At 52.6% G+C, this 13,270-nt stretch carries 16 protein-coding genes; all 16 read right to left on the bottom strand.

Annotated elements, in window-relative coordinates; genetic code table 11:
* On the bottom strand, positions 1 to 895 hold an 895-nt coding region (locus VF260_09730), incomplete at its 3' end, for a glycosyltransferase family 1 protein (protein ID HEX7057458.1).
* 131 nt (positions 896 to 1,026) lie between these two features.
* Positions 1,027 to 2,049 (bottom strand): sugar phosphate nucleotidyltransferase, encoded by a 1,023-nt coding sequence (locus VF260_09725; GenBank protein HEX7057457.1) that lies wholly within the window; start codon positions 2,047 to 2,049, stop codon positions 1,027 to 1,029.
* Positions 2,050 to 2,247: 198 nt separating this feature from the next.
* Positions 2,248 to 2,532, bottom strand: a complete 285-nt coding sequence (locus VF260_09720) for a hypothetical protein (protein ID HEX7057456.1) — start codon at positions 2,530 to 2,532, stop codon at positions 2,248 to 2,250.
* Positions 2,529 to 2,867, bottom strand: a complete 339-nt coding sequence (locus tag VF260_09715; protein ID HEX7057455.1) for a restriction endonuclease subunit S — start codon at positions 2,865 to 2,867, stop codon at positions 2,529 to 2,531. Before VF260_09715 ends, VF260_09720 begins: the two co-directional genes overlap by 4 nt.
* A gap of 2 nt (positions 2,868 to 2,869) precedes the next feature.
* Entirely contained in the window at positions 2,870 to 3,157 is a 288-nt protein-coding gene (locus VF260_09710; GenBank protein HEX7057454.1) for a nucleoside-diphosphate sugar epimerase, read from the bottom strand.
* A gap of 116 nt (positions 3,158 to 3,273) precedes the next feature.
* Positions 3,274 to 4,623 carry a glycosyltransferase family 2 protein gene (locus tag VF260_09705; protein ID HEX7057453.1) on the bottom strand — a complete coding sequence of 450 codons (1,350 nt, stop codon included), beginning with the start codon at positions 4,621 to 4,623 and terminating at the stop codon, positions 3,274 to 3,276.
* A 17-nt stretch (positions 4,624 to 4,640) separates the two neighbouring features.
* On the bottom strand, positions 4,641 to 5,528 hold the full coding sequence (locus VF260_09700; protein HEX7057452.1) for a GT-D fold domain-containing glycosyltransferase: 888 nt from the start codon (positions 5,526 to 5,528) through the stop codon (positions 4,641 to 4,643).
* A gap of 16 nt (positions 5,529 to 5,544) precedes the next feature.
* On the bottom strand, positions 5,545 to 5,682 hold the full coding sequence (locus VF260_09695) for a hypothetical protein (protein HEX7057451.1): 138 nt from the start codon (positions 5,680 to 5,682) through the stop codon (positions 5,545 to 5,547).
* A gap of 593 nt (positions 5,683 to 6,275) precedes the next feature.
* Positions 6,276 to 6,545: a hypothetical protein gene (locus VF260_09690; protein ID HEX7057450.1), complete on the bottom strand. Its 270-nt coding sequence runs from the start codon at positions 6,543 to 6,545 to the stop codon at positions 6,276 to 6,278.
* Between the two features lie 20 nt (positions 6,546 to 6,565).
* Positions 6,566 to 7,663 carry a glycosyltransferase gene (locus VF260_09685; GenBank protein HEX7057449.1) on the bottom strand — a complete coding sequence of 366 codons (1,098 nt, stop codon included), beginning with the start codon at positions 7,661 to 7,663 and terminating at the stop codon, positions 6,566 to 6,568.
* A gap of 6 nt (positions 7,664 to 7,669) precedes the next feature.
* Positions 7,670 to 8,383, bottom strand: coding sequence for a sugar phosphate nucleotidyltransferase (locus tag VF260_09680; protein HEX7057448.1), 714 nt, complete (start codon positions 8,381 to 8,383; stop codon positions 7,670 to 7,672).
* Positions 8,384 to 8,445: 62 nt separating this feature from the next.
* Complete coding sequence (locus VF260_09675; GenBank protein ID HEX7057447.1) at positions 8,446 to 9,189, bottom strand: glycosyltransferase family 2 protein; 744 nt, start codon at positions 9,187 to 9,189, stop codon at positions 8,446 to 8,448.
* Between the two features lie 2 nt (positions 9,190 to 9,191).
* The gene (locus VF260_09670; GenBank protein ID HEX7057446.1) at positions 9,192 to 10,202 is read right to left on the bottom strand and encodes a glycosyltransferase; all 1,011 of its coding nucleotides are present in this window, start codon (positions 10,200 to 10,202) and stop codon (positions 9,192 to 9,194) included.
* Between the two features lie 5 nt (positions 10,203 to 10,207).
* Positions 10,208 to 10,975 carry a glycosyltransferase gene (locus tag VF260_09665; protein HEX7057445.1) on the bottom strand — a complete coding sequence of 256 codons (768 nt, stop codon included), beginning with the start codon at positions 10,973 to 10,975 and terminating at the stop codon, positions 10,208 to 10,210.
* Positions 10,976 to 11,221: 246 nt separating this feature from the next.
* On the bottom strand, positions 11,222 to 12,277 hold the full coding sequence (locus VF260_09660) for a glycoside hydrolase family 76 protein (protein ID HEX7057444.1): 1,056 nt from the start codon (positions 12,275 to 12,277) through the stop codon (positions 11,222 to 11,224).
* Between the two features lie 98 nt (positions 12,278 to 12,375).
* Positions 12,376 to 13,270, bottom strand: an 895-nt coding sequence (locus VF260_09655; protein ID HEX7057443.1) for a glycoside hydrolase family 76 protein, incomplete at its 5' end; no start/stop codon positions are given.

Here is a 13,270-nt window from a genome sequence, read left to right as displayed (position 1 = left end):
GCGATACGAAGCAATCTGTCGCCTGGATTAGCGCATTGACCTGCGGACGGCTCATGATATCGGGAAAAAGATAAATGTTGCCGAAATCCCTGGTTTGATCCGCAATTTTTTGCAATTCCAACGGGAATGTCTGCGCGTTATTGACTTTGATTACCAATCCGACCGATTGGTCATCGGGGTGAAATGCCGTTTTAAAAGCGTCAATCGCTGCTTGGGGGTTTTTGCGTTCGCTGAGGCTATGCGTGTCAAACATGCACAAAAATAAAAATTTGTTTTCCGGCAAACCGAATTTGCCGCGGCTTGCATGTTCCGATACCGTCCGAATCGAATGGGGAATGCGAATCACCGGAACCGGGGACTTTTGCGACACCGCGTCCATAATAAATGTCGACGGCACCCAAATTTCATCGACGAGAGAAAACGCGCCCGTCCATTCCTCCGGAAATTCCGCCAGTTCCCATGCCCAGTATCCGATATTGAAATGATCGCGGAACATTTCATGGCCAAAATACCCCGGTGCGGACAGCAACGTATCGGCATTCATGTGAAACAAATTCACTTTATACGGCGCGAGACTCATTTCTTTATGCCGCCAGGATAAATCTTCGCCCCTTGCATTGATCGGCATCGGAAAATGGATAATGCCGAACGGAATTTGCGCGGATTCAAGCGCCTTCGCCGTAGAACGGCTGGCTTCGCCGATGCCCATTTCTTCCCGCGTAAAACCGATCAAATTTACGCCGTTTGCCAAATTGCCGGACCGTATCGCGGCGAGCCGCGATGGCTCGGCAGTCGTGACGACTTTGATGATTACGCGGCGTTTCGCCCGCATCCGTTTGGCCTTTTTCCTCCGTCTTGGCTTTACGGCTGCAAGCGTTCCGCGTCTTTTGCGCAAACTTCTTTTGCCTCTTGCCGTTTTGGACCGTCTCGCGTTTCGCACGGTCTTTTTTCGTTTGCGGCTTTTTGCGGATTTACGGTTTCTGCCGCCAATCATGCCCTCATCACCTTCCTTTTGGGTATATGGATTTATGCAAAATCGGCTGATTGCCTGAACAGTTGTTTGACCATTTGCTCTTTTTCTTTATGGCACACCAGCAATCCGTGTTCCGTTTGCACAACAATACAATCGTTTAAGCCGACTACAATCACCTTGCCTTGCTCCGCCAGGATAATCGAGCGTTCAGTCGCCAATGTATGGACATCTCCGCGCAGCAAATTGCCTTTGTCGTCAACGGCAAAAATCCGTTCCAATGAAGTCCAGAAACCGATATCCTCCCATACCATATTCACCGGAATACAATAAACATCGGTTGCTTTTTCAATGACGGCGTAATCAACCGAAATCGGCTCGATGCTCTTATAGGCTTCCGGCAAACTTGCCGCATCCGCGACAACCTTCCGCCAAATTTGCGGCTGATGCAGTTCCATGTAGTAACGGATTGTGGACGGACGCCATACGAAAATGCCGCTGTTCCAGTATACATGCGCTTGCCTCGCCAATTTTTCCGCTTCCGCAAGCGCCGGCTTTTCCCAAAATCTGCGGACGCGCAAAGGCGGATCGCTGTTAGCTTCATCCGGACAGGTTTCGATATAGCCAAACCCGGTTTCGGGTCTTGTGGGAGCGATGCCAAATGTGACAATTGACTTCCTTTTTCCCGCCTGGCTTTCCGCTCTTAAAAACTCCCGCCGCAAAGCGCTTGCATCCGGGATATAATGGTCGGACGGAACACACGCCATTACATCGTCGATTCCCCTGCTTAAAAAATAGTGCGCGGTTAACGCTATGCAAGGTCCCGTGTCGCGCTGCGCCGGCTCAATAATGATCCGGCCGCGGTCCACTTCTGCAAGCTGCTCGCACACCATTTCAAGATATTTTCCCGAAGTAACGACGTAGATGTTTTCCGCAGGCAGCCACTGGCGAAACCGCCAGTACGTATCTTGCAGGAGGGATCGTTCGGATGTAAGCGCAAGAAACTGCTTCGGTTTGGCACTTACGCTTTTCGGCCAAAAACGCGTGCCGGAGCCGCCCGCCATAATGACGATGTTCATTGCTTCCACTCCTTGTGATGACTTTTGCTTCTACCTATCGTATGCGTGCGGCAGTACAAGTTTATAGAGTGTTGTCCCTTAATCCGGCAAATTCCGCGAATGAACCAATTTGCGCTAAAAAAAAAAAACGAAACTTCCGCGCACCTCGGGGTTCCGTAAACATTTGCCATCCCATGTTGTATTGTTCCAAGCCGTTTTTCACTTTGGAGGCGCCGCCGTCGCTACCCGCACGGCTTTGTTTATCCAGGGCGCGGCAAGCCGGCCCGCTTTCATCTCCCGCAGCTTCACGCCGCTTAATAGTTTGCCGATCGCGCGTTGGCAGTTGCCGGCGCTATTCAGTAATTCGGCGGCCGTATCGGCGGTTATGCCCGTAAGCGGCGCATCCGCCACGCAGGCCAAAATGCGGGAAAGCGAAGTTTGGCAATCGGCCAGCGATTGCAAAATTTGCAGTTTGATCTCTTTCTCTCTGGTTAACCAATTCATTTTATGCCGCCGCCGGTGCCGAACAAGTCGAATAACCCGCCTGACGATCCCGGGCTCTCCTCATCTTGTTGGCCAAGTATAGTTTTCATGCTGCTTGCCATCGCTTCTTCCAGTTTCGTAATACCGTCGATCATCTCGATCATTTGCTCATGAAATTGGACGGACTGTTCCAGTTGCTCCTTATGCTGCGCAAAAAGTGACGGAACCATATGCAGGCGAAGCCAATTTCGCGATTTTTCCGCTTCAAACGATTTTGCTTCCAAAATAGAGGCGATATGGCGATGAATCTCGGCTATCGACTGCAGCATATTGACAAAAATATCTTCCCGCTTCATGGTCATTCCTCTTCCCCGCCGTTTAATTCATGCATAATGGCGGACAGATGGTCGGCAATCGCGTTCTCCAATCCGGCCAAACTATTTAAATAGCTGACTACATTGGCATTGACGGACGTCGCCGCCGCGGAAATTTCGCCAAAACCGTTAAAAGTAAAATCGGCATCGGGAATCGCTTGTACGATACCGGACATATGCGCGGCAATGTCTTTGCCTGCATGCAAAATACCGGAAATATGCCGCTGCGAATCGGATAAAGATTGCACGATTGCGGTAATCTTATCCTCCATTGCATCCAACCTCCCACAGGCTTTCTTCGCAAGCTGAAAGTGTATAGGGTCTCTTTAATTTATGCTTGCGGCATTCCACTATCGACATGGGCTTTCGCCTATTTTCCCGGCGATTGCTACAGTTCCGGTTCCACTAATACGGTTGGCGGCAATATCGGCCTGCCTTGCGGCAGTATTGACATAAGTGTATGGTCGTCGAGCATTTTGATCGGGCGGCCAAGCAACTTCCATGCCGAAAGCGCCAACGGTACCGTCACTTTCCGCAGCGCGGCGCCGCATATTTGCCAGATTGCGCCATCCGGCGTCTGGCAAAGCGCGCCGTCGGTCGTCCAAAATGGTTCATTCGCAAGCTCGTGCAATTGCGTAAGCCGCGCGGCCGCTTGTTCCCACGAAAGCGGCGGGCCTTCCGGCATCATGCGCAACTCGACCGCCGAAATGCGCACGGCTTCGCCCCAAAATACATCGGCCAAATGGTGGCGCACGCCGTTTTCCAACCAATAGACGGCCCGATTCGGGCCCTGCACAAACACGCACGTCGGGTAAAAATCAACGATTTTGCCGCCTTCCTGCCCATTTCGCAACGTCGCATCCAATAATTCGCCGACATTTCCCCACTTTGCCGAGTAGTAATCCAAATTATGCCGATATGCTTCAGCAAACTGTTCGCCCAGGCTTTTTACGGTTGCGCTTCCCGCATGATGAATAAACGTGTCTCCGGCAATCATCAGTTTTAATCCGCAAATTCTTGCCCGCAAGCCGTAATCGTCATCCTCGCAGTTGCCAAGTTCAAACCCTTCGTCGAAATAGCCAAGGCGCTGAAAAGTGCCTTTCGTCATGGCAAGGCAAAAACCGGCCAGTCTGTCTGTCTCCCGCCACCGGGAACTGTCCGTTCGGTTAAAATCCGCGGCGAAGCGGCACATTTCCGCATTCGTATGGTAGGCGACATCGATTTGCTGCGATCCGCTAATATAATTCGTAACCGGCCCGACCAGCCCAATTCGTTCATCACTTAACAGGCAATGCAACAAATTATCCAACCATCGCTCGGTCACAATCGTGTCGTCATTCAATATGACGATGGTTTCTCCCCGCGCTAGCTTCAACCCCCGATTAACGGCGCCGGAAAATCCGCGGTTTTCCGCGTTGCGGACATAAACAAGCTGTGTCCGTTGCTCCCTTAAAAATTCTTGCGTTCCATCCGACGAGGCATTGTCAATAACGATCACTTCATGCGGCAAATCCGTAAACTGCGCGATGCTTTGCAGGCACTGGCGCAAACGGTCGCGCTGATTGAAGGTCGGAATAATGATGCTTGTCCCCGGGAAGTTTTGCGCATAACGCAGCTTTCCTTCCGTTATCCCAGCCGCATAGCCTTTGGCAAATCCCGCATCATAACCGCGAATAGCCGCGGCATGATATCCGCTTCTTAAGGCCGATTTGCGCCGGTGTCGCCTTTTTACGCGCATTATCCTGCCACTTCCTCTCATATTTGCGCTTCACCTTTGATGATGGAATCCGCCGCGTGCCCGAAATCGATCGCCACCCTGCCGAATTTTTCCGCGATTTGCTGGGCGATCACGACAGCCGGAATTCCCGCGGACACGAGCGCCAGGTCAAATTCCCGCGCGGCTATTTGTTGGATGGCGTTGTGGACATCATCGATGCCGTTGACCGGGAAAACCGGATCGCATACGGAAAAACCGGCTGCCCGCAAATGTTCGGTTAAGGCGTCCGCCCGATTGCCCACAACCACTGTGCGCCTTCCATCCATTAACAAGCGAAGATAACCCGCAAGCAAAAGCATATAGTTTACGGTTGAATATGTCGCTTCTAAATGCATGATGTCAATTTCGTTCGCGGCTAAAGCCGGACTTAGCAATAATAAAAAATTCGGCAGCCGGTTTGCCGGAACCCCGACCATGTTTGCTTTGGCTACCGCTTGCGCAACCAGATCGCGGGCGGACAAATCCGGCACCCGGACACCGGCCTGCGGCAGAAATTCGCCCCGCTTCAGCACCTCTTCAATCGGCAGCGCTTTTTCCTGCGCCAGGACAAGCAGTTCCCCATCGCCAAGCCGCACGAGCGAAAACGGCCGATGCGACGACAACGCCGTTTGCAGGCGTTCATACACCGCCTGTACGGGATGCAGCACTTTGAACGATTCGCGAAACCGGGGGATGCCCGCGGCGATAATTTGTTCAACGCTGATATTGGGTAAAATCGTATCGGGCGGCATATTGCGCTCGACGAGCTGCTCTCCGCCCGCATAAATGCCCGCGGCATAGCCCTCCGCGCGGCCGCGCTCATATTCGCCATTGTCGCGCTGCGGATCAAGGGCGGTCCTGCGCAGGCGCCTAAGCCGCTTCGCCAATCGACGCTGAACGGCCTTATTTCGTGTTCGCGCCCGTTTTTGCCTGCGTCTGCGCGCGCTTGCCGTTTTGCGCCGCAGACGGGGCCGCCGTATGCGCAGCCTTGTTTTTTTGCGAGCCGCGTTCATCTCTTGCTTCCCTCCGGATCTTCAGCAAACATGCATGTGCCTCCTGGCCTGCAAAAACTGTACACCTGTCGTCTAAAGCCGACAGGTTCCTGTCAGCGCTGAAAGCCGACTGTTCAGGCTAAAGCCTGCCGATTAGCAATTTGTGGCTTTAAGCCACTTAATGCTCGCCGACGGAAACTCGGCCGTAACTCATCCGCAAAACCACGGTCGGTTTGCCGGCTTGCAACTTCGTATTAAGGAGCTTTCAAATCTAACGGACGTGACAGAGGCTATTTTGGGTTTTACGCCCGGTTTTAAAGTTTAACGGACGTAGGCGCGCTTATTTTAGTATTTTGTGCGGTATTCAGGTAAAAACAAGGCGAATAGCCGCTGTGGCGTCCGTTAAAATTTTTGCCCGGCCTTTTTTCGGCAAATAGCCTCTGCTGCGCCCGTTAGCGCTGGGCGGGTAGGGGAGCCTCCGTTTTAACGGTGGGGAGTGATCCCCCGTTTTAGCGTTGAGTGGGAGGCGATCCACCCGTTTTTGCGCTGAGCGGGGAAGCAGTCCTCCCGTTTTCGCGCTGTGCGGGGAGGCAGTCCTCCCGTTTTGGGTTGCGCAGGCCGGGTTGATCCGGCGCTTGGAAACTAAACGTTGGCATACAGTTCCTGATATCCGTCCGCCAATCCCTGGGCAAAGCCATCGGCGAATCCTTTCGCAAAGCCGCGTTTAAAAGCTGCCCGGTATAACCCGCGCTTTTTGCGCATTCGCTTCGGCGCCCGCCGCGGCGTTGCGGATTTGCGCTTTATCTTTCGTTTGGCGAATGCCGCCTTGCGCAGCTTGCCTTTATTTAGGCGTTTGGGACGCCGTAGCGCCACTTTCTTCCATTTTCTCGCCCGCTTGCGTATCGGTTTCATTCCGCCAAATCCTTTCTTCGCTACTGAGCGCCGAATATCGCATCCAGCATGGCGGCTATGCGGCGGTCATACGTATGGTCGCTCATGGTCCGCTTGAAGCCGCGAAATGCGATATTGTACCGTTCATCTTCATTTCGCAAGTAATATTCCGCTTTTTCGACAAACTCTTCCGGCGTCGCATAGGTGATGACTTCCTCGCCGGGAATATACAAATTCGCAAGCTCGCCGCGCATATCGGTCAATTGCAGCGCCCCGCACGCGGAAATATCAAACGTGCGCGGATTGACGGAAACCGCCGCAAGCTGTTCGCCGCGCAAATCTTGCAGCCCCTCATGGGCGCGATGAAGATTGACGGCTATTTTTGCCCTGTTATAACAATATGCCGTTTCTTCCGGCCCCAACCAATGCGGCGCGATATGCTTTTTAAGCAATTCGTAGTTTGCAAGGCGCTCCCACCAATAGCCGGAAATCAGCGTCTTTTTTTCGGCAAGATAAGATGCGATGCTGTCGATAAACGCCACCCGGTTGGCAAAGGCGCTGCCGATAAAACAAATGTCGATAAAGTCAAAAGGACCGACCTGGTTGGGGCGAAAGGCAATTGGGTCCGTTCCGAGTGGTAGATAGCCGACATGCTTGCAGCCAAGCTGCCGATACATTTCGGCGCAGTTTGCTTCATTCGTGAATACGTAGTCAAAGCGCGGAGCAATTTGCCTTGCCAAATCGTGGTGGTAGGGGTCGTCCGCCCACCAAAGCGCCGACTTGACGGCCAATTCCCGCGCCTTAAGCAGCGTTTGCTCCGGCATGTTTAAACCGTGGACGGTCAACAGCAAATCGGGCCGGTATTGTTCCAACCGCATCGCGCTTTCTTCATCCGGCAAAACGGTTTCGGCTTGCGCAACCACCCGTTTCAGCGCCGCGCTTACGGATTGATCGATCGCTTCGTAGGGCGCTCCCAAACCGGACGTCACGTACAAAACCTTTATGTTTCGGGGCGCGGTTATACGGCTCTGCTGCTGATCGGTTACAGCCTGGCATCTGCCCAAATGGTAGCCGTACCGCCTTCCCGACCGGTATCCTTTCCTGTACCCTTTACGCTCAAGCCGGTTGCGGCTTGCCATCTTGCGTCACCTTCCCAGCATGGCCTTGCCGGCGGCATACAGCGTCTCGATCGTGCCGGCGTCCGTCCACCAACCCGGCAGAACGCCGAACGAAAGCTCTTCCGCCTGGGCGTAGCGGTTGTTTACATCGGTGATTTCCAACTCGCCCCGCTTTGAGGCGTTGAGGGTATTGATCGTGGCAAACACGGTGGAATCGTAAAAATAAATGCCCGTCACCGCATATTTTGATTTCGGCAGGGACGGTTTTTCGTCTATCCCGATTATTTTCCCGTTGACAAACCGGGGCACGCCGAAGCGTTCCGGATCCCTGACCTTTTTGATCAGGACTCGCGCTCCTTTGGATTGTGCGCAAAATGCGGCGATTTCGGGACCAAGCGGCGCGTCGAACAGATTATCGCCCAAAAGCGCAACAAATTTTTCCCCCGGCGGAATAAAATCTTCGGCCAAAACGAGCGCTTGCGCGATGCCTCCCGGTTCATCCTGGACGCGATACGTAATTTTCACTCCCCATTGTTTTCCGCTCCCCAAATAAGCCGCAAACATGCCAAGCGATTCCTTTCCGGTCACAAGCAATATATCTTTGATGCCGGCTTCGCAAAGTTTTTTGATGCTGTAAAAGATCATCGGATGTTGCCCGACAGGGAGCAAATGCTTGTTGACGATCCGGGTCAACGGATACAGTCTCGTTCCCCTGCCTCCCGCCAATACGACACCTTTCAACAGCGCCTCACTCCTTGAAAGCGTTGATGCCGGCTTTCCCGGGGAAAGCCGCTTTGCGACATTTACAGAAATTGATGCGGATCAAACCCCCACTTTTCCACGAACTTCCGGTAGTTCTCGGCAATGATCCGGTCGATTTCCGCATCGTTGAACATTTGCCGAAAGCTGCGCGTGCCATGATGATGCAAAAACGTATCCCGGCATATCATCAAACGGAATCCCGCCGCGCGCATGCGATGGCAATAATCATCGTCTTCGTAATGGCCCGGCGTAAATCGTTCATCCAGATAACCCGTTTGCTCCACGGCCGTCCGCTTCATCAACATGCAGCAGCCAACGATTCTGGCGGTTTCCGCCCATTCGCTGGAGTTGGGTACGTTAAACTTGCGCGCCAACCGCTGCATTTCCGCCAAATTGTCATATTGTAAACTGCGCGTCAATTGTTTGCCGCTGACCTGGTTCATAAGGGGGCCGACCATGCCGATGTCGTCGCTGCTATATAGGCAATCCAACATATTCTCCAGCCAACGGCTGGTGACAACGACATCGTTATTGAGCAACAGCAAATTGTCGCCAACCGCCAATTTCAAACCAAGATTGCAGGCGGCGGGAAAACCCACATGCCGGGCCAACGAAACAAATGTTAACTGCTGTTCGCGGCAAAAATCCGCCGTACCGTCATTCGAGCCGTTGTCAACTACGATGATTTCATACGGAACCGGGGTATGTTGTCGAATGGAAAAGATGCATTCCTTAAGCATTTCTATACCATTGCTGCTTGGTATAATCATGCTCGTCATCCGCATGCTTATCCCCCCGTTAGGGCAAACCGTTTTCTCAGCATATCGGGAAAGCTCAGGCGGGTTCCCCGCGACTGGAACGCCCAGGAAAGTGCCTCCAAATAATCGCCGACGATCAATTCGGCGACCGGATTGCCTTCCCCGACATTTAGTTGCCGGTGCTTGTTGCGCGTCAGCACATCGATGCTGCACGGAAGCCGCACGTTTAGCCCATTGAGCAATATCATCGCGTGCGCCTTCGGCGGCACGGACAAATTGGCTACGCCTATTTTTTCCACCGCTTTGCGTGAAAGCGCATGAGGCACTGCCGTCAACGAATTCGGGCCCAGGTCGGGCCTTCTCAGGCTGCGGTTCATAAATTCCTTTACGCGCGTCACCGCATCGCGGTTGGCAAATGTCCCGATGTACGGAGAAATGTTGTTCAACGCGGCGTCAGCGCCGCGGCCAATCGCCCGGATGAAAGGGATAAGCCGCTTTGCTTCGACAATAAAATCACCGTCCAAAAAAAGCAGAATATCGGATTGGGCCACTTTGGCGCCAATGGCTCTGCCCACATCGTACCCCAACGGATTGCTGTAATGTACGACGGTCGTTTCGGGAAATTTCCGCGCCGCGGCAAATGTTCCGTCATTCGAGCCGTTGACGACCACAATCGTTTCCGCAAGCGGCAGCCTCGCCAATTCCGCCAATACGCCCGATAACGTTTTTTCTTCGTTCATCGCCGTGACGATGGCTGCGACACTGCGGGCGGTAGGCAAAAACAGCAGATCGGAGGCTTTCGCGCCGCGGCCTTTGGCGAAACCGCTCTGGAATCGGCGCATCGCAGTCCAAAACGGAATGCCCCGCCGGCGCGACCGAAGCCACCACCGCATCCATTCGGCATTGGCGAATATTTTCCAGTTTCCGTGTTCCATCGGATTCGCAGCCACTTTTTTGCCGGCAGCTAAACCTGCTTGATAAGCCCCCAATCTGTTTCCCCTTGCGCCCGCGGCTGTTCGCTTCCATTTTTGCCGAGTCATCAAGCTCACCTCACCTTGCTTCGCTGCCGCAAACAATCCGCCCTTCCGCCGCGCTCGCCGCTACACTCCAAATACGTTTGGATCGCTTCCAAATGGTCGCCGAAAATCAAATCTCTTATTTGTCCGTCCCTTTTCGCCGGCCTCTTCGTTCGATTCAGACGCCCTACCGGTATAAAATGCACCGGCTTGATGGTAAGCCCCTTCAGGCATGCAATCGCATGCGCCTTCGGCGGCACCATCAGATTCCGGGGTTCGACCGCCGTTACAGCTTTTTTGCTTAACGCGTGGGGGATGGTCGTGAGGGAACACCCTTGCAAATCGGGACGCCCCAAAATCTCATTCAGAACATGCTTCGCCAATACGACACTGTGTACACTTCGCCTCCGCACCGGACCGTTGTAGTGATTTAGCGCGACATCAACGCCACTCGCAACCGCCCTGGCAAATTTGGCCAAATCGCCGGCGCGAACGACAAAATCGGCATCAATAAAAATCATGATATCGCCGGAAGCTTCACTCGCGCCGATCGCCCTGCCCACATCGTGCCCCAACCGGCCCGGATAGGAGATTACTTTCGCTCCCAACCTTTGCGCCACTTTCCCCGACCCGTCACGGCAGCCGTTCGCAATCACGATAATTTCCGTGTTCCGGGATAAGCGTTTCGCTTCGGCAATGACGCGAGGCAACGTTCTCCTCTCATTCAGAACGGGAATGACAACTGAAATAGCCGGAAAATCAGGGTCTTCGATTGCGTATGTTTTGGCAAGAGGCACTGTGAAGAACCCCCTTTTCGCAACTTATACAACCCATACTATGTTCAAACGCCCCTGTTGTAACGGCTTGCGCCCCGTAATTAAAAAACGATTGGCGGCTTCTTTAAGGTTCTGAGCCGCATAGCGTATATATCGCTCTGATTTACTTTCGCGTACCTTTATCCGTCAAAAAATGCGCCCGCATAAAGCAAGCGCATTTTTTTGACGGAAATCCGATATTTCTCTAAAATAAACTTTTGTTAACCGTCAGCAAGTGATGCCGGCTCTCTCCAGTTTGGCCGCCATTTCCAAAAGCATGACACCGCTCAACTGTGTGCTAAGCTCCACGATTTCCGAATTCGCGCTGCTCCAATCAACTCCGAACAAAACTTTATTTCCGCAGCGTCCCTGTTTCCACATCATTTTCGCGTTCATGAACAACAACCGAACCAAATCGTCTGATTTCTTCACCAATGCCAGATCGGCCAGATATCGGACGAATATACCTTTAAAGAGGCCGCCGTCGCCACCTCCTTCCGCGGGCAACACCCCGGTAGCTGAATCGGAAAGTTCTTTAACAGCCACCGCAGCCGTTCTTTCCGCATCTTCCAAATAACCACGATCACCGGTTGCGCGAAACAATTCTACGCCCGCTCCGATGAACACGCCCTGGCAATAAGTGAATTTCCATTCCTTGTCTATCATTTTGTCGCCGTTACGGTTTATGCCATCCCATACAATGCCGCTGTCCGGGTCAACAAGCGTTCGCTTTTGCCAGTTATAAATTTTTTGAGCCCATTGCAAATCAGCTTCAAATCCAAAAATTTGGTAGAGTCTTGCCGCCAAAATGACGGCTGGTGCGTTGGCCGGCGTATTTTTATAATCGATCTGCGTTTTTTGCCAAGCGATACCACCGCCGCAATGCTCGTTCCAACCATTTCGAATATCTTCCCAAAGCGTAAGAGCGGCCCGCTTAAAGCGCTCCTCCCCCAATTCCAGATAAACACGCAACCATGCGAGAGCCATCCATTCCATATCGTCGTACAGATTGTTCGTCCACAATCCCCCGTTGCGTTCCAGCAACCCTTCGTAAAGCAGCAACAAACGTTCTTTATAAAAGGCCCGTCCGGTTCGAATATATCCGTCTGTCAAAACATCAACGGCATGCGCCATCCACCAATAATGAAAAATTGAATTGCAATCTCCGTTGGGACATGGCGTGCGGATGTTGTACATGCGGATGCTGTCGTTCCAAAACGACGCCTCCAACTCTTCTTGGGCGGATTCTGCCAGTTCTCCCCAGGCTGATTTTATCTGTTTCATTTATGCCTGCTCCTCCATTCCGCATTATTGCGCGCCATACTTTCGCCTGCCCGAATACAGCCTATCTTTCATTCGCCAAGATGACACAAGTCAGTTGCTTACAGCCCATACATCTGATCTATGTTCAACCAGTTGTGATTGCCCAGTCCGCTGTCGTATCCGATCTCAATTGTGTTGAATCCCGCATTGAGATTCACGCTCAAATTTACCGTATTCCAATTCCCCCAGCTGCCAGTGTCGCCGAATGTCAAATTCGCTGCAACGATATTGCCGTTTACTTTGACATAGCGGCCTGCGCTCCCGGCCCCCGCCGCATAACGGATCGTTACAGTCCGCGTGCTGGCGGAATTTTGATTTACGTTAAACACAATTCGGCCGCTGCCGTTCCAACCCGCAATGTAACCCCGGCCATAAAAACCTGAATAGATAGACTCCGACCCTATATCGTACAGGCGGGCGTTTTCCGCTTCATAAATACCGTTCCCCGCAATGTATCCCGTATAGTTGTCCGCCGGGATCAATTGCAGGATGGACGCTCCCGCCGCTGCGGCAAGGCTCTGGATATACGTTGAGCGGGCAGGAGCAGTCCAGTCGCTGTCAATAATGTTGTCTGAACCGCGTCGGTGGTTGAATGCTTGTGTGGCATTTTGCTGCAGGAAATTCAAATACGCGGCATTTCCCGTTTGCTTCCGCAAATTATTCAGATTGCGGGCAAAAATCATTTTAAAACCTGCGCCGTCGTTGTCTCCTTCATACATGAGCGAGTATGACAAGGTCATTTTTCCGATCACGTAGTTGGCCGAACGATTGGCATCGTCAAGATATCCTGTGTTTCCCGTAGCTTGATAAAGCGCCAATGCCGCACCGAGATATGTTCCATAATTATATGTAAAATCCCAATCGACCGCAGTTCCATTACCGCTTCCTTCCACATGATCATAGACTTTCTCTCCGGATATGAGCCGGCTTTCGATCCAATTGTATATTTGCTGC

The sequence above is a fragment of the Bacilli bacterium genome (assembly GCA_036381315.1).
In the GTDB taxonomy this organism is placed as follows: domain Bacteria; phylum Bacillota; class Bacilli; order Paenibacillales; family KCTC-25726; genus DASVDB01.
Note: the sequence above shows the minus strand (reverse complement) of the source record. Positions and strands in the feature narration are given on the sequence as shown.

Bases quoted from the DNA above. Each gene is read 5' to 3' on its own strand.
- VF260_09725 (HEX7057457.1), bottom strand. From the start codon at position 2,049: ATGAACATCGTCATTATGGCGGGCGGCTCCGGCACGCGTTTTTGGCCG.
- VF260_09720 (HEX7057456.1), bottom strand. From the start codon at position 2,532: ATGAATTGGTTAACCAGAGAGAAAGAGATCAAACTGCAAATTTTGCAA.
- VF260_09715 (HEX7057455.1), bottom strand. From the start codon at position 2,867: ATGAAGCGGGAAGATATTTTTGTCAATATGCTGCAGTCGATAGCCGAG.
- VF260_09710 (HEX7057454.1), bottom strand. From the start codon at position 3,157: ATGGAGGATAAGATTACCGCAATCGTGCAATCTTTATCCGATTCGCAG.
- VF260_09705 (HEX7057453.1), bottom strand. From the start codon at position 4,623: ATGCGCGTAAAAAGGCGACACCGGCGCAAATCGGCCTTAAGAAGCGGA.
- VF260_09690 (HEX7057450.1), bottom strand. From the start codon at position 6,545: ATGAAACCGATACGCAAGCGGGCGAGAAAATGGAAGAAAGTGGCGCTA.
- VF260_09685 (HEX7057449.1), bottom strand. From the start codon at position 7,663: ATGGCAAGCCGCAACCGGCTTGAGCGTAAAGGGTACAGGAAAGGATAC.
- VF260_09675 (HEX7057447.1), bottom strand. From the start codon at position 9,189: ATGCGGATGACGAGCATGATTATACCAAGCAGCAATGGTATAGAAATG.
- VF260_09670 (HEX7057446.1), bottom strand. From the start codon at position 10,202: ATGACTCGGCAAAAATGGAAGCGAACAGCCGCGGGCGCAAGGGGAAAC.
- VF260_09660 (HEX7057444.1), bottom strand. From the start codon at position 12,277: ATGAAACAGATAAAATCAGCCTGGGGAGAACTGGCAGAATCCGCCCAA.